Raw genomic sequence first — 20,313 nt, 5'->3', positions numbered from 1 at the left:
GGACTCCCCGGACAGAGCCGAGGCCCCCGTCCTGAGGACTCAGGACGGGGGCCTCGCGCCGTGTTCAGTGCCTGCCGCCCCCGCCGCGGCCCGGAACCGGTCCGGCGCCCCCGTGCTCTCCCCCGACCGGTGCACCGCGCACGGCGACCGTCGTCCCGGCGACCGTCACCGCGGCCACCGTCACCGCGGCGACCGTCCCTGCGGCGGGCGGTCCGCTCCACGACACCGCTGCCGCGTACGGCTCGCGCCGAAGCGCGGAGATCGTGTCGTCCATGCGTCCCACCTCCGTTTCAGGCCCGGCCCGCGGTGGTTCCCGTAGGGGGCCCGCCGCCCCCGTGCCGGCGGGCCCCATGTGCTGAGAATGTGCCTCCGGCGCGGTGAGTTGAAGCCCCCGGGACCATCTTCAGAGGTTGATTTGAGGGTGCCGTAGCCGGCGTACGCATACCGGCGTACGTACGGACGGCGAAGAGCGCCGCGTACGGGACCGTCCGTACGCGGCGCTCCGGAGCACGTTCCGGGCCGGGACCGCGGCGGCGCGACGGTACCGGGAGCCGTCCTCCCCTCAGGTCGAGGAGGGGCCCCGGGACCTTCACCACCGCACTGGCTCGCACACCGCCGCGGTCCCTGCCCTGCCCGGCCGTCCCGTGGACCACCCCTCATCCGGGTCCACGGTCCGCACGGGCGGTGCGCCCGGGATCCGACCTCCCGCCGGATCCCTTGCGCCGTCATGGAGTTGGTGCCGGGCGGCGCCGCCGCTCGGGCGCGACAGGACAGGTGTCGGCGCCGGCGCCGCCCGGGTCTGCGGGGGCGGGCGGTCAGACCCGCGCGCCGGAGAGGCGCTCGACCGCGCGCAGCAGCGCGGAGTGGTCCAGGCCGCCGTCGCCCTGGGCGCGCAGCGAGGCCACGAGCTGGGCGACCACGGCCCCGACGGGCAGTGCCGCGCCGACGTTGCGGGCGGCGTCGGTGACGATGCCCATGTCCTTGTGGTGCAGGTCGACGCGGAAGCCCGGCCCGAAGTCGCGGTTGAGGAAGTTGTCCTTCTTGCGCGTCAGTACGGTCGAACCGGCGAGACCGCCGTTCAGGACGTCGAGGGCGGCCCGCAGGTCGACCCCCGACTTCTCCAGGAAGACCACGGCCTCGGCGCACGCCTGGATGTTCACCGCGACGATCAGCTGGTTCGCGGCCTTCACGGTCTGGCCCGAGCCGTGCGGCCCGCACAGCACGACGGTCCTCCCCAGCGCCTCGAAGATCGGCCCGGCCCGGTCGAAGTCGGCCTGCTCGCCGCCGACCATGATGGACAGCACGGCCTCGACCGCGCCGGCCTCGCCGCCGGACACCGGGGCGTCCAGGACCCGGATGCCCTTGTCCTTCGCCGCTGCCGCCAGGTCCACGGAGGTCTGGGGGGTGATGGAGGACATGTCGATCAGGAGGGCGCCGGAACGCGCGTTCTCCAGGATGCCGTCGGGCCCGTACGCGATGGCCTCGACCTGCGGGGAGGCCGGCACCATCGTGATCACGACGTCGGCGTCCCGCACGGCCTCGGCGATCGAGCCGGCCGCCGTGCCGCCGGCGGCGGTCAGCCGCTCCAGCTTGTCCTGCTCCAGGGTGAACCCGGTGACGTCGTACCCGGCCTTGACCAGGTTCTCCGACATGGGGGAGCCCATGATGCCGAGGCCGATCCAGGCGATCGTCGGACGGGGCGTGCCGGAACTGTCGGCAGGGTTGCTCATGGTGGGGGTGCCTCTCTGACTGCGGTTCTACGTCCGGGGGTTGCCGCTCAGCGAGCGGTGCGGGGAGTGCGGGAAGCGCGGGCGGTGCGAGCGGGGCGGGCGGCGCGGGCCTCGCGCGGGAGCCACGCGAACGATTCGGCGCTCGGCCGGTCGCCCGGCTTGTACTCCAGGCCGACCCAGCCCTCGTACCCCTGTTCGCGCAGCAGGCCGAGCAGCTCCGCCAGCGGGAGCGAGCCGGTGCCGGGGGCGCCGCGGCCCGGGTTGTCGGCGATCTGCACATGGCCGGTCCGCGCGGCGTACCGCTCGATCACCGACGGGAGGTCCTCGCCGTTCATGGACAGGTGGTAGAGGTCCATCAGGAACCTGGCGTTGCCGAGCCCCGTCGCCTCGTTGACCCTGTCGACGACGGCGACCGCGGCCGGGGCGCTCACCAGGGGGCAGCGCGGCGACTCCGGCTCGTTGAGGGCCTCGATCAGCACGACCGCGCCGATACGGTCGGCCGCGCGGGCCGCCAGTACCAGGTTCTCCAGGGCGAGTTCGTCCTGCTCGGCCGGATCGACGCCCTCGACGCGGTTGCCGTACAGGGCGTTGAGAGCCGTGCACCCCAACGAGTGCGCGAAGTCCGCGGTCACGTCGATGTTCGCGCGGAACCGCTCGGACTCCTCGCCCGGAACCGACAGCGCGCCCCGGTCCGGGCCGGGCAGCTGCCCGGCGTAGAAGTTCAGGCCCGTGAGCTGTACGCCCGCGTCCTCGATCGCCTTCCGCAGGGCGTCGAGCTCCGCGCGTGCGGGGGTGGGGGTGTCGGTCCAGGGCCACCACAACTCGACCGCGGTGAAGCCCGCCGCCGCGGCTGCCGCGGGGCGCTCCAGGAGCGGGAGCTCCGTGAAGAGGATCGACAGGTTGACGTTGAAGCGCTGCTCTGCGGCCGCATCCATCGAGAAACCGGGCATGTGGGTCGGCGCTCCCTTCCGTGTCGAGCGGGTCCGTCGCAGATGATTCCGTTAATTCCGTATGATGGAAATTCTTTTCTGCTTGATGGAAAGGCTGCCCGCGGGTGCCGACCTTGTCAAGAGGAGTCGGCGGGAAAAGCGGGGTGGGCTAGGGTCACCTTGCGGCCGGCCGGACCGGTGCCGCCGGGAGACGCAGGGCGGAGCGATGTCATGGGGGCGCAGTGCGACTGAGAGTGGAGTTCACGACCGAACCCTTCGACCTCGACGAGGCGCCGCCGCACGCGCTGGTCGCCCGCGAGGTCATCGAGGGGGCGGAACTGGACGCGGTGGACGTCGGCCCGTTCGGGAACACCGCCGAGGGCGGCGCGGACTCGGTGCTCACCGCGGTCGACGCGCTGCTGCGCCGGGCCCTGGACGCGGGCGCCACCCGGGTCTCGTTGCAGGTCAACGTGATCGGTGAGGGGGAGGGATGACCGCATCCGCGGACGACCCCTTCGTCTCGGCCGTCAAGCCGCTGGTCGACGCGATGGGCGCCGAGATGCTGCCGCCCGACCAGGCGGGGCCCGACGACGTGGTGCTCTCCTGGGAGGGCGCGGACGTGGTGGCCGTGCGGCTGCCGCAACTCGCCGACTCGCTGGACCACATCCTGGCCGCCCTGGAGCGCAAGCGCGGCAAGCCCCTGGCCGAACTGGACCGCAAGGCCAAGCAGGAGGTCGTACGGATGCTGGAGGCGCGCGGAGCCTTCTCCGTGCGGCACGGCGTGGAGACCGTGGCGACCGCGCTCGGCGTCAGCCGGTTCACCGTCTACAACTACCTGAACCGGGAGAAGGGCGCCTGAGCGCAGGCCGCTCCCGTTCGTGACCCGGTGCCTGCCGCCCCGTGTGCGGTGACGGTGTTTGTTACCCGGATTTTTCAACAAAGTGTTGACGCGGTGTTTCCGAGGGCGTTAGCTGGCCGCAGCCCGTCCAGCACAAGGCCACGGAGGCTTCCCGTGACGTCGAGTACGACACCCGGCGGTCTCGCCCGGTTCAACGCCCTGGAGGAACGGGCGGCCCTCGCCGCCCTGCACGAGCTGTGTGCCTCGCAGACCTGGGCGCGCAGCCTGCTCGCCCGGCGCCCGTACGCCACCGCGGACGAACTCCTCGCGGCCAGCGACGATGCCATGGCCGGCCTGTCCGACGCCGACCTGGCGCAGGCGATGGCCGGACACCCGCCGATCGGGCGCCCGAAGCCGGGCGACCCGGCCTCCTCCTGCGAACAGCGCGGCATGGCGGACGCCTCCGACGAACTCAGGGCGCAGATGCTCGAACTGAACCTGGAGTACCAGGAGAGGTTCGGCCATGTCTTCCTGATCTGCGCGACCGGCCTCACCGGCGAGCAGATGCGCGACGCGGTCAAGCGGCGGCTCGGCAACACGCCGGAGCAGGAGCGCGAGATCGCGCGCACCGAACTCGGCAGGATCAACCGCATCCGCCTCGCCCCACTCGTCGAACAGGACGCACCCGCATGAGCACCGACACCACCGCCTCCGTGTCCACGCACATCCTGGACACCAGCGTCGGCCGCCCCGCCGGGGAGGTCTCCGTCCTGCTCGCGGCCCGCGTCGGCCGTGCCGGCGACTGGCAGGCACTCGGTGGCTCCGCGACCGACGCCGACGGGCGGTGCAAGGACCTGCCGGCCCTGCCGGAGGGCACCACACACGTACGGCTCGACTTCGCCGTCGAGGCGTACTTCGAGAAGAAGCAAGCCGATGCGCAGCAGGACGCCCCCGCGAACCGGGACAGCGGTGCCGCACACGTGTTCTTCCCCGAGGTGGCGATCACCTTCGCCGTCAGCCCGGGCGAGCACTACCACGTACCGCTGCTGCTCAACCCGTTCGGCTACTCCGTTTACCGAGGGAGCTAGCAGACATGACCACCCCTTCCCGTCCTGCCCGTTCGGCGGTGCTGGCCCAGAACCAGTACGGCAAGGCCGAGAACCGCGTCGTCCGGATCACCCGGGACGGCGCCACCCACCACATCAAGGACCTGAACGTCTCCGTCGCCCTCAGCGGTGACATGGAGGAGGTCCACTACTCGGGCTCCAACGCGAACGTACTGCCGACGGACACCACCAAGAACACGGTGTACGCCTTCGCCAAGGAGCACGGCATCGAGTCCGCCGAGCAGTTCGGCATCCACCTCGCCCGGCACTTCGTCACCTCGCAGGAACCGATCGGGCGGGCGCGCATCCGTATCGAGGAGTACTCCTGGGAGCGGATCGGGACCTCCGGGGCCGACGCGCGGGCCACCGGAACCGGGGCGGCCGGGCACTCCTTCGCCCGCAGGGGCCAGGAGACCCGCGTCACGCAGATCACGTACGACGGTTCCTCGTGGGAGGTTGTGTCGGGCCTCAAGGACCTGGTCGTGCTGAACTCGACGGACTCCGAGTTCTGGGGCTACGTCAAGGACACGTACACGACGCTGAAAGAGGCCTACGACCGCATCCTCGCCACCGAGGTCTCCGCGCGGTGGCGGTTCGGCTGGACCGACGGCGAACAGCCCGCGCCCGACTGGGAGGAGTCCTACGGGCAGGTGCGCCGGCACATGCTCCAGGCCTTCGCGGAGACGTACTCGCTGTCGCTGCAGCAGACCCTGTACCAGATGGGCGCGCGGATCATCGACAACCGCGCCGAGATCGACGAGGTCCGCTTCTCGCTGCCGAACAAGCACCACTTCCTCGTCGACCTGGAGCCGTTCGGCCTCAAGAACGACAACGAGGTGTACTACGCCGCCGACCGGCCCTACGGGCTGATCGAGGCCACGATCCTGCGGGACGGCTGCGAGGCACTCATCCCGGTGGACCTCACCAACCTCTGACCCTCCGCGTCCCCGACCGGCTCCCTTTTCGGCACCCGCGGCCCGTCCACCGGGCCGCGGCACTCAAACCTCCCCGGGTCCTGCCGTGCCCGCTCCCGACAGCGAGAAGGACGAACCATGGCAGCAGACCGGCGCATCGTCATAGAGAACTGTTCGATCGCGACCGTGGACGCCGACGACACCGAGTACCCCACGGGCCACCTGGTCCTGGCGGGCAACCGCATCGAGTCGCTCGGCGCAGGCAGGGCCCCCGGGGGCCTGGAGAACGTCGTACGCCGGATCGACGCGACCGGCCACCTCGTCACCCCGGGCCTGGTCAACACCCACCACCACTTCTACCAGTGGATCACCCGCGGCCTCGCCACGGACCACAACCTCTTCGACTGGCTCGTCGCCCTCTACCCGACCTGGGCGCGCATCGACGAGCGCATGACGTACGCGGCGGCCCAGGGCTCGCTCGGCATGATGGCGCGCGGCGGAGTCACCACCGCCATGGACCACCACTACGTCTTCCCGCGGGGCTCCGGCGACCTGTCGGGTGCGATCATCCGCGCCGCACGCGAGATGGGCGTCCGCTTCACCCTCGCCCGCGGGTCCATGGACCGCAGCGAGAAGGACGGCGGGCTGCCGCCGGACTTCGCCGTGGAGAGCCTCGACGACGCCCTCGCCGCGACCGAGGCGACCGTCGACGAACACCACGACGCCTCCTTCGGCGCCATGACCCAGGTGGCCGTCGCCCCCTGCTCGCCCTTCTCCGTGTCGACCGAACTCATGCGGCAGGGAGCCGAGTTGGCTCGCCGCAAGGGTGTACGACTGCACACCCACGGCTCGGAGACCGTCGAGGAGGAGCAGTTCTGCAAGGAACTGTTCGGCATGGGCCCGACCGACTACTTCGCGTCGACCGGCTGGCTCGGCGAGGACGTGTGGATGGCGCACTGCGTCCACATGAACGACTCCGACATCGACGCCTTCGCCCGTACGGGGACGGGGGTGGCCCACTGCCCCTCGTCCAACGCCCGGCTGGCGGCCGGGATCGCACGCGTCCCCGACATGCTCGCGGCCGGCGTCCCGGTCGGCCTCGGGGTCGACGGCACGGCGTCCAACGAGTCCGGCGAACTGCACACCGAACTGCGCAACGCGCTGCTCGTCAACCGCCTCGGCGCCCACCGCGAGGCCGCGCTGAACGCCCGGCAGGCGCTGCGGCTCGGCACGTACGGCGGAGCGCAGGTCCTCGGCCGCGCAACGGAGATCGGCTCCCTGGAACCGGGCAAGCTCGCCGACCTGGTGCTGTGGAAGCTGGACACCCTGGCCCACGCCTCGATCGCCGACCCGGTCACCGCCCTCGTGTTCGGCGCCGCCGCGCCGGTCACCGCCTCCTTCGTGAACGGCGAACAGATCGTCGGGGACGGGCGGTTGCTGCACGCCGACGAGGACGCCATCGCCCGCTCCACCCGGGACGAGGCGCAGCGCCTCGCGCGTATCACCGCGCGGGCCTGACCCCGTTCCCGCCAAGACCTCCGGCCGAGGGGGACGGCCCTCGGCCGGTGGCCGTGGACCCGATCGGGGTCCGCGGCGACCGTCTCCGGGGCGCGCGCACGAACACGCCCGCGTCCCGGAACGGCCCCTCCCCGTCCTGCTGCCCCCGCCACGTCCCCTCCGTGGCGGGCACCGTTTCCCACCACCTCCCTGACACCCGCGTCGACACCGACGTGTACCCGACCGGAGGAGCCGCCGTGGCCGCCCAGCACACGCCCAGCAGTACGGACGCAGAACCGACCGGCCCTGCCAAGCACCCCGTCGACGAGAGACTGCCCGCCCTGCGGATGGCGACCAGCGGTCTGCAGCACGTGGCCGCCATGTACGCGGGTGTGGTCGCCCCGCCCCTGATCGTCGGCGCGGCCGTGGGCCTGACCGCGACCGAACTGACCTTCCTCACCGGCGCCTGCCTGTTCACCGCGGGACTCGCCACCTTCCTGCAGACCCTCGGCGTCTGGAAGATCGGCGCCCGCCTGCCCTTCGTCAACGGCGTCACCTTCGCCGGTGTCGCCCCGATGATCGCGGTCGTCAACTCCACCGACGACAAGCGCGACGCCCTGCCGGTCATCTTCGGCGCCGTCATCGTGGCGGGTGTACTGGGTTTCCTCGCCGCCCCCTTCTTCAGCAAGGCGGTCCGCTTCTTCCCGCCGGTCGTCACCGGCACGGTCATCACCCTCATCGGCATCTCCCTGATGCCGGTCGCCTTCGGCTGGGCCCAGGGCCCCGACCCGGCGGCGCACGACTACGGCTCGACCACCAACCTGGGCCTGGCGGGCGCGACCCTCCTCATCGTCCTGCTGCTGCGCCGCTTCACCCGGGGCTTCGTCAAACAGATCGCCGTCCTGCTCGGTCTGGTCGCCGGCACGCTCGTCGCGATCCCGTTCGGTGTCACCGACTTCGCGCCGGTGGCCGACGCGGCGGTCGTCGGCTTCCCGACACCGTTCCACTTCGGAGCGCCGCAGTTCCAGCTCGCCGCGATCGTCTCGCTGTGCGTGGTGATGGTCGTGTCGATGACCGAGTCGACCGCGGACATGCTGGCGCTGGGCGAGATAGTCGGCCGGCCGGCCGACGAGAGGACCATCGCCGCGGGCCTGCGCGCCGACACCCTCGGCTCGGCCGTCAGCCCGCTCTTCAACGGCTTCATGTGCAGCGCCTTCGCCCAGAACATCGGCCTGGTGGCGATGACCCGCATCCGCAGCCGGTACGTCGTGGCCACGGGCGGCGGCTTCCTCGTCCTGATGGGCCTGTGCCCCATGGCCGCGTCGCTGATCGCCGTGGTGCCGCGCCCCGTGCTCGGCGGGGCGGGCGTGGTGCTGTTCGGGTCGGTGGCCGCGAGCGGTATCCAGACCCTGGTCAAGGCGGGCCTGGAGAAGGACAACAACGTCCTGATCGTGGCGGTCTCGCTGGCCGTCGGCATCATCCCGATCACCGCGCCGGAGTTCTACCACGCGTTCCCGGAGACCGCGAAGATCATCCTGGACTCGGGGATATCGACCGGGTGCGTGGCGGCCGTGGCCCTGAACCTCGTCTTCAACCACCTGGGCGGCGGCCGGGAGTGCGACGAGGTGACGGCGCCGATGGAACCGGGCGAGGAGATCGCCGTGCAGCACACGGGCGGGGGGCCGCGGACGGCACCGGGGGTCTGACGCGATCGCCGCGGTGACCGTGCCCGGCCCCGGTGGTGAGGCCGGTGCCGGGCACGGTCGGCGCGACCACTACCCGATGTGGAAGCTCTCCCCGTAGACCTGCCAGTCCAGCGGCGGGTCGAGGTTCAGGTTGCGGTTCCTGAGGAAGACCCGCTGGGCGGTGTCCACCCGGCTGGTGTCCTCGTGCGCCTCCTCCTGCTTCATGGCCCACACCCGGGCGTCGAGGAACGCATTGAGGTACGTCACCTCGTCACCGCCCTGGGCCGGCGGCCTGGCCCGGCCCAGCGCCCGGTCGCGGATGGAGCCGAAACTCGTGCTGTCGCCGCCGTTGCCGTGCATCACGACGGCGTCGTAGTACGCGAACTGGCCGAGCGTGCCGATGCCGTCCGCCTTGCCCCGCCGGACCGCCGGGTCGAAGTAGACGCGGTCCCGTTCGTCGTTCTGGGCCTGCTTGAAGGCCTGGTCCTGGGCCGCCCGGCGCCAGGCGTCCTGGTAGCCGGGGTCCAGGCCCTCGTGCGAGTCGGTGCCGTCGACGCGGCGCAGCGCCGGCAGGTATCCGGCCAGCAGATTGCCCGGCCTGCGCCGGGTGTACAGCTCGACGAGGTCGAGCATGTCGTGCGTGCCCGAGCAGAACCCGATGATGCCGGCGGTGTAGCCGCGGCCGTCGCGGATGTCCTCGATGTAGCCGTACTGCGCCTTCCAGTCCAGCGAGGAGTTCTCCGCGCTGGAGACGAGCTTCATGGCGATCTCCTTCTTCGCCGGGTCGTCGAGACCCGCGCCCGCGCGGTTTGCGGCGCTCGCGGGGACGGGGGTGAGGGCGGGGCCCGCGACGAGGGCCGCGCCGATCATCGTGAGGACGGTTCGGCGTGAGGTGTGGGGGGTGTGCACGGGACCTCCTGTGGGGGTGGGGTCGCTCTTCCGTACTGTTAGGAAGGTTTCCTACCAGAGATGAGGAGTGACGTACACCCTTCAAGGACTTCCTCCGCTCCCGCCGCCCCCTCCCGCCCCCGCCCCTCCTCCCGTCCCCGGGGCCGGACCCCGGGTCGGTGAGAGGAAGCGGTCAGTGAGGGGAAGCGGCGGCCGGCCGCAGCACCCCCGCCGCCAGCGCCAGTGCCGCGACGGCGATCCCCGTCGCCACGGCGAACGCCAGCCGGTACCCGTCAGCGGTCGCCGTCGCGAACGACTCGCCACCGTCCATGAGCCCGCCCGTACGGCTCGCCGCCAGTGTCATGAGGGTCGCCAGTCCCAGCGAACCCCCCACCACCTGCGTGGTGTTGAACAGTCCGGACGCCAGCCCGGCGTCCTCCTCCCGTGTCCCGGACATCGCGAGCCCCGTCACCGCGGGCATCGCAGCCGCGAACCCGGCCGCGAGCAGCAGCATCGAAGGCAGGACGTCGGTGACGTACGAACCGTCGGCCGGCACCCGGCTCAGCAGCCCCGTCCCGGCCACGATGAGCACGAGCCCGGCGAGCAGTACCCGGTACGGCCCGAAGCGGCCGATCGTGCGGGCCGACAGGCCCAGCATCAGTACCCCGATCAGCACGGGCGCCGGCAGGAAGGCCAGCCCCGTCCGCAACTCGCCGTAGCCCAGCACCCGTTGCAGGTAGAGCGCCCCGATGTACTGGAAGCCGAACATCGTCGCGATCATCAGCACCTGGACACCGTTGGCGCCGACGAGCAGCCGGGAGCGGAACAGCCGCAGCCGGAGCAGTGGCCGGGCGGCCCGCGCCATCCGCAGGGTGAAGGCTGCGAACAGCGCGAGCGAGACGGCGGCCAGGATCAGCGTGGCCCCGACCGGACGCTCCCCGGCGCCGACGATCGCGTAGACCGTGAGCATCAGCGCGCCGGTGACCAGTGCGGCCCCCGGACAATCGGCGCCCCTGCCGAGCCCCGTCCCGGGGTCCGGAGCCAGGACGCGCAGGGCGGCGATCCACGCCGCGATCCCTATCGGCAGGTTGATGAGGAAGATCCAGTGCCAGTCGAGCGCCTGGGTGAGCGCCCCGCCCAGGAACGTGCCGAGCGCGCCGCCCGCCGCGCCCACCGCGCTGAACAGTGCGATCCCCTTCGCCTGTTCACGCGGTTCGGGGAAGAGCGTGATCAGCATGCCCAGCACGACCGCCGAGGTCATCGCTCCGCCGACGCCCTGCAGCGCCCGCGCCGCGATCAGCGTGGCCTGACCGGTGGCGACCCCGCACAGCACGGACGCCGCGGTGAACACGGCGAGTCCCGTGGCGAACATCCGCCTGCGTCCGACCAGGTCACCGAGCCGCCCCGCGAGCAGCAGCAGCCCGCCGAAGGGGATCAGGTACGCGTTCACGATCCAGGCGAGCCCCGAGGACGAGAAGCCGAGGTCGTTCTGGACGGCGGGCATCGCCACCGTCACGATGGTGCCGTCGAGGACCGTCATCAGCGCGCCCGCGCACAGCACGGCGAGGGACGCCCATCGGGACCGTGTTCGCTGTGCGGGCTCCTTCGGGGGCATTCCGATCCGGGTCGACATGGCACGGCCTCCGTACAATCGCTGGACGATCCATAGGTGCACGACGTGTAACGGAGGACATCGTGAGTGACCGTCGGAACCGGCCGTAAGGAGGCACCCGAATGTCCCAGGGGAACACCGGTGTTACCTCGCAGGTCGTGAACGCGCACGCGTGCCCCGTCCGCGAGGTTCTTGACAGGGTTGCCGGCAAGTGGAGCGTGCTGATCATCGTGGCCGCCGCCCACGGGCCCATCCGCTTCACGGAGCTGGAGCGCAGCATCGAGGGCATCAGCCGCCGCATGCTCACGCTGACCCTGCGCAACCTGGAGCGCGACGGGCTCGTCACCCGCACCGTCCATCCGACGGTCCCGCCGAAGGTGGAGTACGCGCTCACGCCGGTGGCCCACGAGTTGCACGCGTCGCTGCTCGGGCTGACCGACTGGGCGGAACGGCATCGCGTCACGATCGCCGAGTCACGCGCCGCGTACGACGCCGCCCACCGGCCGGAGTGATCCGGACGGACGCCCCGCGCGGTGGCCCGCGCGCGTCAACGCCCCTGCGGGGTACGGCGGTCCGTGGTCCTCACGGCCGGTCCGTGGTCCTCACGACCGGCGGGGCGAGGCCAGCAGGTAGCGGGCGCCCGTGCGTGGTTCCGCGTGTTCGCTCACCTGCCATCCCGCCTTCTCCAGCGTCGCCGCGCACCGGCTCAGGGCCGACGCGTCCGCCGCGCGTACGGCGACGGCCTCCGGCTGCGGCGTCGCGCGCACCCGGTACCCGTCGGCGCCCGCGCCGGTGCCCGTGTCCGGTCCCGCCGGGCGCAGTCCCGCCGCCTCCAGTGCGAGCGCGGCGGCCTGCACCAGATGCGTACGCTCCCACGCGCACGGCCGGTCCACGGCGCCGCCCGTGCCGGTCATCCGCCGCAGCTCCAGCAGCCCCTGCCAGGCGCTGTGCACCTCACGTACGCGCGCCGGACCGGCGTCGGCGGCCTCCTCGCCGCCGACCCGCGCGGTGAACACCCCGGAGGTGTCGCGAGCGGTGGCGGGACCCGGGGTCCCGGGGGCGGCCGCCGTCGCCGGGACCGCCTCCTCGCGGGTCCGGTGCCCGGCCGGGGTGAGGAAGTGGTCGTGCGGCGGGCGGGGGTGCCGGAAGGCCAGTCCCTGCCTGACCAGCGCCGCGAGCTGGCTCTCCGTACCCCGCAGGCGTCCGGTCACGGGGTCGGCGGCGTCGATGACGCGCCGCTGTGCGGCGGTCGGCGGACGGGTCACGGGACGCTCCTTCCCCTGCGGGGCGCGGTGGGCCCGATCCGCTCCCGGTCGACCGGCGGGCCCGTCCGAAGCGTACGGCCCGGGTCCGACAGTCCCGCCTACTGCCGGTAGCCGCTCAGGAACCGCCCGATCCGGCTGATCGCCGCGTCGAGGTCGTCGGCGTACGGGAGGGTGAGGATGCGGAAGTGATCCGGACGCGGCCAGTTGAAACCGGTGCCCTGGACCACCTGGATCTTCTCGCGCAGCAGCAGGTCGAGCACGAACTTCTCGTCGTCGTGGATCTTGTGCACCGCGGGGTCGATGCGCGGGAACGCGTACAGCGCGCCCTTCGGTTTCACGCAGGAGACGCCGGGGATCTCGTTCAGCTTCTCCCACGCGCGGTCGCGCTGCTCGTGCAACCGGCCGCCGGGGGAGGTGAGTTCGTGGATGGACTGCCGGCCGCCGAGCGCGGCCTGGATCGCGTACTGGGCGGGCGCGTTGGCGCACAGCCGCATGGAGGCCAGCATGGTGAGGCCCTCCAGATAGCTCTTCGCGTGCTGCCGCGGACCGGTGACGACCAGCCAGCCGGAGCGGAAGCCCGCCACGCGGTACGTCTTCGACAGCCCGCAGAAGGTGAGGACCACCAGGTCGGGTGCGAGCGCGGCGGCCGAGTGGTGCACGGCGTCGTCGTACAGGATCTGGTCGTAGATCTCGTCCGCGAAGACCATCAGGCCGTGCCGACGGGCCAGGTCGAGGATGCCCTCGATGATCTCCTTGGGGTAGACCGCGCCGGTGGGGTTGTTGGGGTTGATGATGACGACGGCCCGTGTGCGGTCCGTGATCTTCGACGCCATGTCGTCCAGGTCCGGGTACCAGTCGGCCTGTTCGTCGCACAGGTAGTGCACGGCCTTGCCGCCCGCGAGCGTCGTCACCGCTGTCCAGAGCGGGAAGTCCGGGGCCGGGATGAGGACTTCGTCGCCGTCCTCGACGAGCGCCTGGACAGCCATGGAGATGAGCTCGGACACGCCGTTGCCCAGGAAGACGTCGTCCACGCCGACTTCGAGGCCCCGCTCCTGGTAACGCTGTGCCACGGCGCGGCGGGCCGAGAGGATGCCCCGTGAGTCCGTGTAGCCGTGTGCCCGGGGGAGCATCCGGATCATGTCCTGGACGATCTCCTCCGGTGCCTCGAAACCGAAGAGCGCGGGGTTGCCGGTGTTGAGGCGCAGCACGCTGTGGCCTGCCTCCTCCAGCGCGTTCGCCTGCTCGATGACCGGGCCCCGGATCTCGTAACAGACCTCGCTGAGCTTGCTCGACTGCCGGAACTCCATGCGGTGCGCACCTCCGTGTTGTGGTGTTGCTTGGTTTTACCAAGTTCCCGCTTGGAAAGTCCAACAAGTTGTCTAGACTGCGTCGCATGTCACCTCGCCGAAGCTACGACCAGTACTGTTCCGCTGCCCGGGCGCTCGACGCCGTCGGGGACCGCTGGACCCTCCTGATCGTCCGCGAGCTGCTCGCCGGTCCGCGCCGTTACACCGATCTGCACGCCGACCTCCCCGGGGTCAGCACGGACGTGCTCGCCTCCCGGCTCAAGGACATGGAGCGGGACGGCCTGACGACCCGGCGCCGGATGCCCCCGCCGTCCGCGGCCCAGGTCTACGAACTCACGGCCCGGGGGAGCGGGTTGCTGCCCGTGCTCCAGGCACTGGGCGAATGGGGCGCCCCCCTGCTGGCGGACCGCCGCCCCACCGACGCCCTGCGCGCCCACTGGTTCGCCCTGCCGTTGCTGCGCGCACTGGCGGGCTTCGGTGAAGGGACGGTTCAGGTCCGGCTGGAGGAGGGCGAGTTCCACGTACGTCTCGGTACGGCCGACGGCCCGGTGTACGGGGAGGGTCCGGCCCCGGAGGGACCGGACGCCCACCTCGTCCTCGACACCGGAACGTGCACGGCCCTGGCTCAGGGCGGCCTCGATCTCCTGGACGCGGTACGGACCGGCCGCGTCACCGTCACAGGCGACACCCCTCTGGCAAAGGCCCTGCAAGAACCCCGCTAGGGGCGCGGGGAACTGCGCGCTCAGCCACCACGCACCCGCCACCCGGCAACGCACGTGCGGGCCCCTGGAGGGGCGCGGGGAACTGCGCGCTCAGCCACTACGCACCCGCCACCCGGCAACGCATGTGCGGGCCCTTCGAGGGGCGCGGGGAACTGCGCGACCAGCCACAGCCCACCCGCGCCCGGACCGCCACACCGCGGCCCTACGGCCCTACGGCCGGGGGCGCCCGGCCCCCCGGGTCAGCGCGTACCCGCCGATCCCCGCGAGAGCGGCCAGCACGCCCCCGATCCCGGTCCACACCCACCGGTCGGACCACCATCCGGAGGACCAGCCGTCGTCGGGCTCGATGCTGGACAGCACGGCGCCCGCCCCGGACCCCTCGTCCTCCTCCTCGGCCGCCGCCTTCACGGCGACACCGGGAACCAGCGGCTCACCCAGCGAGCCGTCGACCGCGGCGGCCCCGCCGACGTCCTTGGAGCCGGCCCGGATCTCGGCGCCGACGGGCAGTCCGAGATCCGCCGCCTTCAGGCCGACCGTGGTCAGCCGGACGTAGTACGTACCCGGCAGCGGGTCGTCGGCCCACGGCTCCGACCAGGCCCGCACGGTACGCAGCGTGCAGGACAGCGACACGGACGCGGCGTCCTGCGCGGCCGTCCGGGTCTGTGCCCCGTACTGGCACGCCTGCCGGCGCCGCAGACCGTCGTACACGTCGATCTGCCAGGTCGCGGAGGCGTGCGCCTTCGGCAGCTTCACCGTCGCCTCCACGGTCGGCCGCTGCATGGCGTCGGCGGGGAACGACCAGTAGAGGTAGTCACCCATGGACGCGCTCGCGGTCGCCGTCTCCCCCTGGTCGATCTCGGCCGCCGTGCGGAACGACGTCCCGGCCGACGTGGGCGCGGCACTGTCGCCCGACGGACTCGCGGACGGCGAGGAGTCGGCCGCGGCCGGAACCACCCCGACGGCCCCGGCCCCGAGCAGCAGCAGCCCGGCGGTCACCGCACGGACGGCACTCCGTGCGCCACCGACACTCAACACACGCTCACGCCCCATCAGTTGGTCCTCCAGACCGCGACCCGCCAGCGCGAGACCCAGCCCCACAGCACACCCGCGACGAAGCCGACGAGCACCAGCGCGCCGAGCAGCCACCAGCCGCGCCCGAGGCCGAAGGAGGCCACGTCGCCCGAGGCGTCCGGACCGTCCACGACGTCGATGGTCAGTTCGAGCGGCAGGCCGGGCGTGGTCTTCACGCCGGACGCCGCCGAGAAGGAGTTGGCGACCTGGAGGCACACGGTCTCCGTCGCCGCCTCGTCGTCGTCCGAGTCGTCGCTCTCCGCCTTGGGATAGCGCAGGCCGGCCGACAGGACGTCGGTGCGGCCGCTGCCGGTCGTCTCGCCGCGCACGATCTCGCGGCCGCTCGCGGTCACCGCCCGCAGCGACACCCCGTAGTCCCGGTTCACCTGGCGGTCGGCCGCCACGCTCACCGAGGCACGCAGCTCGGAGCCGGCCGGGACGTCCACGCGGTACCAGCGGTGCTGCCCGAACTCCTCACGGTCGGTGTAGAGGCCCGACTTGACCGCGGGTGCCTTCGCACATGCGTCGGCGCCCACCACGGCGACCGGCGTCACCACCGGATCGGCCGCGCGGTCGACCAACTGGTTCACCTTGTCGGTGAGTTCGTCGGTGTGCTCGACCGAGGTGTACGTTCCGCCGGTGGCCTCCGCGATGCAGCTGAGCTGCTGCCGCAGTTTGGTGCTGGGCACCAGGCCGAGGGTGTCGATGGTGAGGCCGATCCCCTTGGCGGCGATCTCGCGTGCCACCTCGCAGGGGTCCAGCGGGGCGCAGGTGTCCTCGCCGTCGCTGATGAGGACGATCCGGCGGGAGCCCTCGCCGCCCTCGAGGTCGTCGGCTGCCTTCAGGAGCGCGGGGCCGATCGGGGTCCAGCCGGTGGGCGACAGGGTCGCGACCGCCGTCTTCGCCTCGGTGCGGTCCAACGGCCCCACGGGGTAGAGCTGTTCGGTGTCCTTGCAGCCCGTCTTGCGGTCGTCGCCGCGGTAGTTGGCGCCGAGCGTCCGTATGCCGAGCCGGACCTCTTCGGGAGTCGCGTCGAGGACCTCGTTGAAGGCCTGCTTGGCGGCCGCCATCCGGGACTGCCCGTCGATGTCCCGCGCCCGCATCGAGCCGCTGACGTCGAGGACGAGGTCCACCTCGGGCGCGGCGGCCCCCGAGGGTTCGTCGGCGACGGCGCCGGCCGGGAGCGCGATTCCGGCCGTCAGGGCGGCGAGCAGGGCGCAGGCGCCCGCCGCCAGCCGTTGTCTTGTGATCATCGCCGGATCCTATGGAGCAAAGGCGCCGCACCCCAAAACGAGTGGTGGTCAGGCTGGGTCCGCAGGCGTCCCGGCCGGCGGACCGGTCGTGCCGGCCAGGGGGTTGGGCAGGCGGGCCCAGAGGTCCCCGGGCCGGTCGGGGGACAGCCGCATCAGGGTCAACGCCTTCGCCGGCACGGGTTCTTGCAGCAGCGCCGCCAGGTCCGGGGTGCGCGGCAGGTCCCGTACCGCCGTGGACAGCGCCTCGCGCAGGGCGGCCGTCGAACCCGCCGTCGCCGCGAGTGCGCCCGCGACGAGCGAGCCGAAGAGCTTGCTGCGCAGGACCGTCTCGTCGTCCGTGACGATACGGCCCGTCAGGCCGGGGGCCGGGATGCCGTGGCGGGCCAGCCGGGCCGGGCTGATCCGGATGTCCGCCAGGTCGCGGTAGACGAGCCGGACCGGGGCGCCGGTGGGGGAGAGCACCACGAGCAGGTTCTGGCCGTGGGCCTCCAGGGCCACGCCCAGGTCGAGCAGCCGCAGTCCCACGGTGAGCGCGAGCCGGCCGAACTCCCCGAGCCACTGGGGGGATTGCGGGAAGACGTCCGCGGCGAGGGCGGCGACCGGCACGACCCGCTCGCCCGGTCCCGCGTACAGGTCCGGGGACTCCCGCGAGACGGCGGCCAGGTCGGGGGAGCCGGTGGTGACCGCGCCGAGCGTGCGGGTGATGTGCAGCAGGCCGTCCAGCCGCCCGGCCATCGACTCCATGAACGCGGACACCGTCGCGGCCGACGTGATCGAGTACACCGAGATGTCCCGCACGGAGGAGGTCAGCCGGGCGCTGAGCGCGGTCTTGACGTGCGGCCCGCCCGGCACGGCGAAGGTGCGCAGGGACATCAGGGGATGAGCGGCCGTCCCGCTCCCGAGCGGCTGCTCGTCCTTCAGCACGTGCCGCGCCTGCCACGGGTGCACGGGGATCAGCAGCCGCCCGCCCTCCCGGTACGGCCACACGCCGGTCGACCGGCAGTCGTCCTCCCGTACGGCCACCGTGCCCAGCTCGACCACCGGCCGGTGCTCGGGCGCGTACGCGAGCTGCTCGGCCACCGAGAACCCGGGCCGCGAACGGCAGTTGGGATGGAAGGGGTGCCCGTCGACGATCCGCTGCTCCCACTCCCACAGCGTACGGGGGTCGGCCGGCGCAAACCGGTCGGCGCGGGACAGGGCCAACGAGGCGACGCTGTCGGCGAGTTCGGCGGCGAAGGCGCGGCCGTGCGGGAGTCCGAGCGCCGTCATCAGCGCGGCCGGATGGTCGTACGCCGTCCCGTCGAGCCCGACCTCCGTGACGGTCGTGGCCGTCGCGTACGGGTCCGGGCGCGGCCCGTGCAGCCGGCGGCCGTCGGCCAGCCGCAGCGTCAGCCCGTCGTGCCCGGCCTCGCGGCGCGAGACCCACGGCAGCGGGTCGTGGGCGAGTCCGCGCCACAGCCGGGACAGCACGGCCGCCCGGGCGCCGGGGAGTCCGGCCGTGTACGGGGACAGCAGCGCGGGGCGCACGGTGTGCAGCTCGGCGGCGAGGGCGGCCTCGGTCTCGGCCGGGGTGCGGGAAGGGGACACGGGGGGCTCCTCGGGGGTGGGGGCGGCGTCGTGGCCGGGTGCGACGTCGGACATCCGGACATACTGAGCGCGAGTGCACAGCATGCAACGAACGGATCACGTGGAACTCATGCACCCCATGCCACCCGCGCAGCCCGGTGACGACATCGCCGAAGCGGCCGACATCGAAGCGGCCGACATCGGAGCGGCCGACGTCGAAGCGGCCGATGCCGGAGCGGCCGTCGCTGAGACGGCCGTCGCCGCAGCGGCGGACGCCTGCGCGGCGGCGCCGCTGCTCAACTGTCTGCTGCGGGAGATCGCCGAACCCGGGCCGGGGCCGCGGAAACCTGATCCGGAGGGTCCCGGTCCGCGCGGGCCGGGCGAGCGGCGGGTGTACCGGCTGCCGGCCGGTGGACGGCTCCTGCGGGTGCGCGACGGACGCCGTCCCCGGGATCCGGAGCTGTTCGCCGACGGCGCCTGGCAGCCGCTCGGGCACGCCGGACTGGTCGAGCTGACCGCCGGGGAACTGCGCCTGCACACCGGCCTGCCGAACGCCGAACTGCCCGCCGAGATGACCGACAGCCGCGACGTGGTGGCGGCGGTCCTGGCGGCCCGGGAGGGCGCCGTCCCGCCCGCCGACCCGTACCGGCGCTCCGAGCAGTCCCTGATCACCGGCCATCCGTACCATCCGGCCCCCAAGGCACGCGGCGGCGGCCCGGTCGCCGGCTGGCTCCCGTACGCCCCCGAGGCGTACGCCGACTTCCCGCTCGTGCTGCTCGGCCTGCGCGAGGACGCCTGCACGGAGGACGGCGACACCGGGGCCCTGGACGGCCTGGGGCGAGCCCCCGACGGCTACCGCCTGCTCCCCGCCCACCCGTGGCAGCTCGACCTCGTCGGCGGCGGTCCGCGGATCCGCGAGGCGTTCGCCGACGGCCGCCTCGTACGCCTGGGGCCCTCCCCGTGGTCCGCCTGGCCGACGGCGGCGATCCGCACCCTGTACGCCCCCGACGCCGACCTCTTCCTCAAGTTCAGCCTCGACGTCCGCATCACCAACGACATCCGGCGCCTGTGGCGGCACGACCTCCGCGCGCTGCGCCGGACGGACGCCGCGGTGACGGCGGCGTTCCGCGCGCTGGGCGGCGGCGCGGCCTGGCTCGGCGACCGCGGCTACCGCACGGCGGACTTCGCCTTCGAGGAACTGGCCGTCCTCGTGCGCGACGGTCTGGGCGGGCATGTGACTCCCGGTTCGACTCCCTTGCTGGCGGCCGCGCTGACGGAGGGACTGACGGGTGCGACGGGTGCGACGGGTGCGACGGGCGTGACAGGTGTGACGGACGCGTCGGGCGCGAGGGGTGGGGCGGGCCTGGGCGGTGCGGCCGGGTTCGACGGCAACCCCCTGGACACCCTGACCGATCCGGCCGCCTGGTGGACCGCGTATCTGCGCCAAGTCGTACCGCCCGTGCTGGAGCTGTTCGCCCGGCACGGGGTCGTACTCGAAGCGCACCTGCAGAACACGGTGGTGGCCGTGGACGGCGACGGCATGCCGGTGCGGGCGCTGTTCCGGGACGCCGAGGGCGTGAAACTGCTGCCGGACGTGACGCGCGCGGCGGGCTGGGAGCGGCTGGTGTACTGCCTGGTCGTGAACAACCTCCTGGAGATCGCGGAGGCGCTGCGCGAGCGGTGCCCGGGGTTCGACCCGTGGGAGCCCGCGCGCCGGGAGCTGGGCCGGTACGCCGCGGAACTGCCCGAGGTGACGGACCTGCTGCGGTCCCCGGCCCTGCCCGGCAAGACGAACCTGCTGCTGCGCTGGACGGGGGCGGACGGCGCGGACGCGCGCTACCGGCCCGTCCCGAACCCGTTGCGGACGCCTGACGCCTGACGCCTGACGCCTGACGCCTGACGCCTGAGGTCTGAGGTCTGAGGCCTGACG

The 20,313-nt window shown here is 72.7% G+C and carries 20 protein-coding genes; 10 read left to right on the top strand and 10 right to left on the bottom strand.

Translation table 11 applies throughout. The features are described from left to right. Positions 1–64: 64 nt before the first annotated feature. The 3 genes from QFZ75_RS08615 to QFZ75_RS08605 form a co-directional block, all read right to left on the bottom strand. On the bottom strand, positions 65–274 hold the full coding sequence (locus tag QFZ75_RS08615; RefSeq protein WP_307535223.1) for a hypothetical protein: 210 nt from the start codon (positions 272–274) through the stop codon (positions 65–67). Between the two features lie 541 nt (positions 275–815). Continuing rightward, a complete protein-coding gene (locus QFZ75_RS08610; RefSeq protein ID WP_307535222.1) occupies positions 816–1,730 on the bottom strand; it encodes a 2-hydroxy-3-oxopropionate reductase in 915 nt (304 codons plus the stop codon). 47 nt (positions 1,731–1,777) lie between these two features. Continuing rightward, entirely contained in the window at positions 1,778–2,680 is a 903-nt protein-coding gene (locus tag QFZ75_RS08605; protein WP_307535221.1) for a TIM barrel protein, read from the bottom strand. A 221-nt stretch (positions 2,681–2,901) separates the two neighbouring features. Here QFZ75_RS08605 and QFZ75_RS08600 point away from each other — a divergent pair, with 221 nt between their 5' ends. The 7 genes from QFZ75_RS08600 (at position 2,902) to QFZ75_RS08570 (ending at position 8,720) form a co-directional block, all read left to right on the top strand. After that, positions 2,902–3,153 carry a hypothetical protein gene (locus tag QFZ75_RS08600; protein WP_307535220.1) on the top strand — a complete coding sequence of 84 codons (252 nt, stop codon included), beginning with the start codon at positions 2,902–2,904 and terminating at the stop codon, positions 3,151–3,153. Beyond that, positions 3,150–3,518: a helix-turn-helix domain-containing protein gene (locus QFZ75_RS08595; RefSeq protein ID WP_307535218.1), complete on the top strand. Its 369-nt coding sequence runs from the start codon at positions 3,150–3,152 to the stop codon at positions 3,516–3,518. The genes QFZ75_RS08600 and QFZ75_RS08595 overlap by 4 nt, the downstream gene beginning before the upstream one ends. Positions 3,519–3,671: 153 nt before the next feature. After that, positions 3,672–4,190, top strand: a complete 519-nt coding sequence (gene uraD / locus QFZ75_RS08590) for a 2-oxo-4-hydroxy-4-carboxy-5-ureidoimidazoline decarboxylase (RefSeq protein WP_307535216.1) — start codon at positions 3,672–3,674, stop codon at positions 4,188–4,190. Beyond that, complete coding sequence (uraH, locus tag QFZ75_RS08585; RefSeq protein WP_307535215.1) at positions 4,187–4,585, top strand: hydroxyisourate hydrolase; 399 nt, start codon at positions 4,187–4,189, stop codon at positions 4,583–4,585. Before uraD ends, uraH begins: the two co-directional genes overlap by 4 nt. 5 nt (positions 4,586–4,590) lie before the next feature. Continuing rightward, complete coding sequence (pucL, locus tag QFZ75_RS08580; protein ID WP_307535214.1) at positions 4,591–5,538, top strand: factor-independent urate hydroxylase; 948 nt, start codon at positions 4,591–4,593, stop codon at positions 5,536–5,538. A 117-nt stretch (positions 5,539–5,655) separates the two neighbouring features. Then, positions 5,656–7,035, top strand: coding sequence for an 8-oxoguanine deaminase (locus QFZ75_RS08575; RefSeq protein WP_307535212.1), 1,380 nt, complete (start codon positions 5,656–5,658; stop codon positions 7,033–7,035). Between the two features lie 326 nt (positions 7,036–7,361). Further along, positions 7,362–8,720, top strand: a complete 1,359-nt coding sequence (locus QFZ75_RS08570) for a nucleobase:cation symporter-2 family protein (RefSeq protein ID WP_307544319.1) — start codon at positions 7,362–7,364, stop codon at positions 8,718–8,720. Between the two features lie 69 nt (positions 8,721–8,789). Here the strand turns inward: QFZ75_RS08570 and QFZ75_RS08565 are convergent, their stop codons facing one another. Next, positions 8,790–9,608, bottom strand: coding sequence for a chitosanase (locus tag QFZ75_RS08565; RefSeq protein ID WP_307535210.1), 819 nt, complete (start codon positions 9,606–9,608; stop codon positions 8,790–8,792). 172 nt (positions 9,609–9,780) lie between these two features. Beyond that, complete coding sequence (locus QFZ75_RS08560; protein WP_307535208.1) at positions 9,781–11,220, bottom strand: MFS transporter; 1,440 nt, start codon at positions 11,218–11,220, stop codon at positions 9,781–9,783. Positions 11,221–11,321: 101 nt separating this feature from the next. Here QFZ75_RS08560 and QFZ75_RS08555 point away from each other — a divergent pair, with 101 nt between their 5' ends. Further along, complete coding sequence (locus QFZ75_RS08555; protein WP_307535206.1) at positions 11,322–11,711, top strand: helix-turn-helix domain-containing protein; 390 nt, start codon at positions 11,322–11,324, stop codon at positions 11,709–11,711. Between the two features lie 90 nt (positions 11,712–11,801). On the opposite strand, the gene QFZ75_RS08550 is transcribed toward QFZ75_RS08555, so the two are convergent. Both QFZ75_RS08550 and QFZ75_RS08545 read right to left on the bottom strand, forming a co-directional pair. Further along, a complete protein-coding gene (locus QFZ75_RS08550) occupies positions 11,802–12,464 on the bottom strand; it encodes a hypothetical protein (RefSeq protein ID WP_307535204.1) in 663 nt (220 codons plus the stop codon). A 98-nt stretch (positions 12,465–12,562) separates the two neighbouring features. Next, positions 12,563–13,771, bottom strand: coding sequence for a pyridoxal phosphate-dependent aminotransferase (locus tag QFZ75_RS08545; protein ID WP_307535202.1), 1,209 nt, complete (start codon positions 13,769–13,771; stop codon positions 12,563–12,565). Between the two features lie 86 nt (positions 13,772–13,857). Between QFZ75_RS08545 and QFZ75_RS08540 the strand changes: the two genes are divergently transcribed. Continuing rightward, a complete protein-coding gene (locus QFZ75_RS08540) occupies positions 13,858–14,493 on the top strand; it encodes a winged helix-turn-helix transcriptional regulator (RefSeq protein ID WP_307535201.1) in 636 nt (211 codons plus the stop codon). Between the two features lie 210 nt (positions 14,494–14,703). Here the strand turns inward: QFZ75_RS08540 and QFZ75_RS08535 are convergent, their stop codons facing one another. Genes QFZ75_RS08535 through QFZ75_RS08525 form a run of 3 tightly spaced genes read right to left on the bottom strand, consistent with a single transcriptional unit; the run spans position 14,704 to position 18,458 of the window. Continuing rightward, entirely contained in the window at positions 14,704–15,543 is an 840-nt protein-coding gene (locus tag QFZ75_RS08535) for a hypothetical protein (protein WP_307535199.1), read from the bottom strand. Beyond that, positions 15,543–16,817: a VWA domain-containing protein gene (locus tag QFZ75_RS08530; RefSeq protein WP_307535197.1), complete on the bottom strand. Its 1,275-nt coding sequence runs from the start codon at positions 16,815–16,817 to the stop codon at positions 15,543–15,545. Before QFZ75_RS08530 ends, QFZ75_RS08535 begins: the two co-directional genes overlap by 1 nt. A gap of 48 nt (positions 16,818–16,865) precedes the next feature. Beyond that, positions 16,866–18,458: an IucA/IucC family protein gene (locus QFZ75_RS08525; RefSeq protein WP_307535195.1), complete on the bottom strand. Its 1,593-nt coding sequence runs from the start codon at positions 18,456–18,458 to the stop codon at positions 16,866–16,868. Between the two features lie 28 nt (positions 18,459–18,486). Between QFZ75_RS08525 and QFZ75_RS08520 the strand changes: the two genes are divergently transcribed. Beyond that, a complete protein-coding gene (locus tag QFZ75_RS08520) occupies positions 18,487–20,262 on the top strand; it encodes an IucA/IucC family siderophore biosynthesis protein (protein WP_307535193.1) in 1,776 nt (591 codons plus the stop codon). The last annotated feature ends 51 nt before the right edge of the window (positions 20,263–20,313 follow it).

It is taken from the genome of Streptomyces sp. V3I8 (assembly GCF_030817535.1).
In the GTDB taxonomy this organism is placed as follows: Bacteria; Actinomycetota; Actinomycetes; order Streptomycetales; family Streptomycetaceae; genus Streptomyces.
Note: the sequence above shows the minus strand (reverse complement) of the source record. Positions and strands in the feature narration are given on the sequence as shown.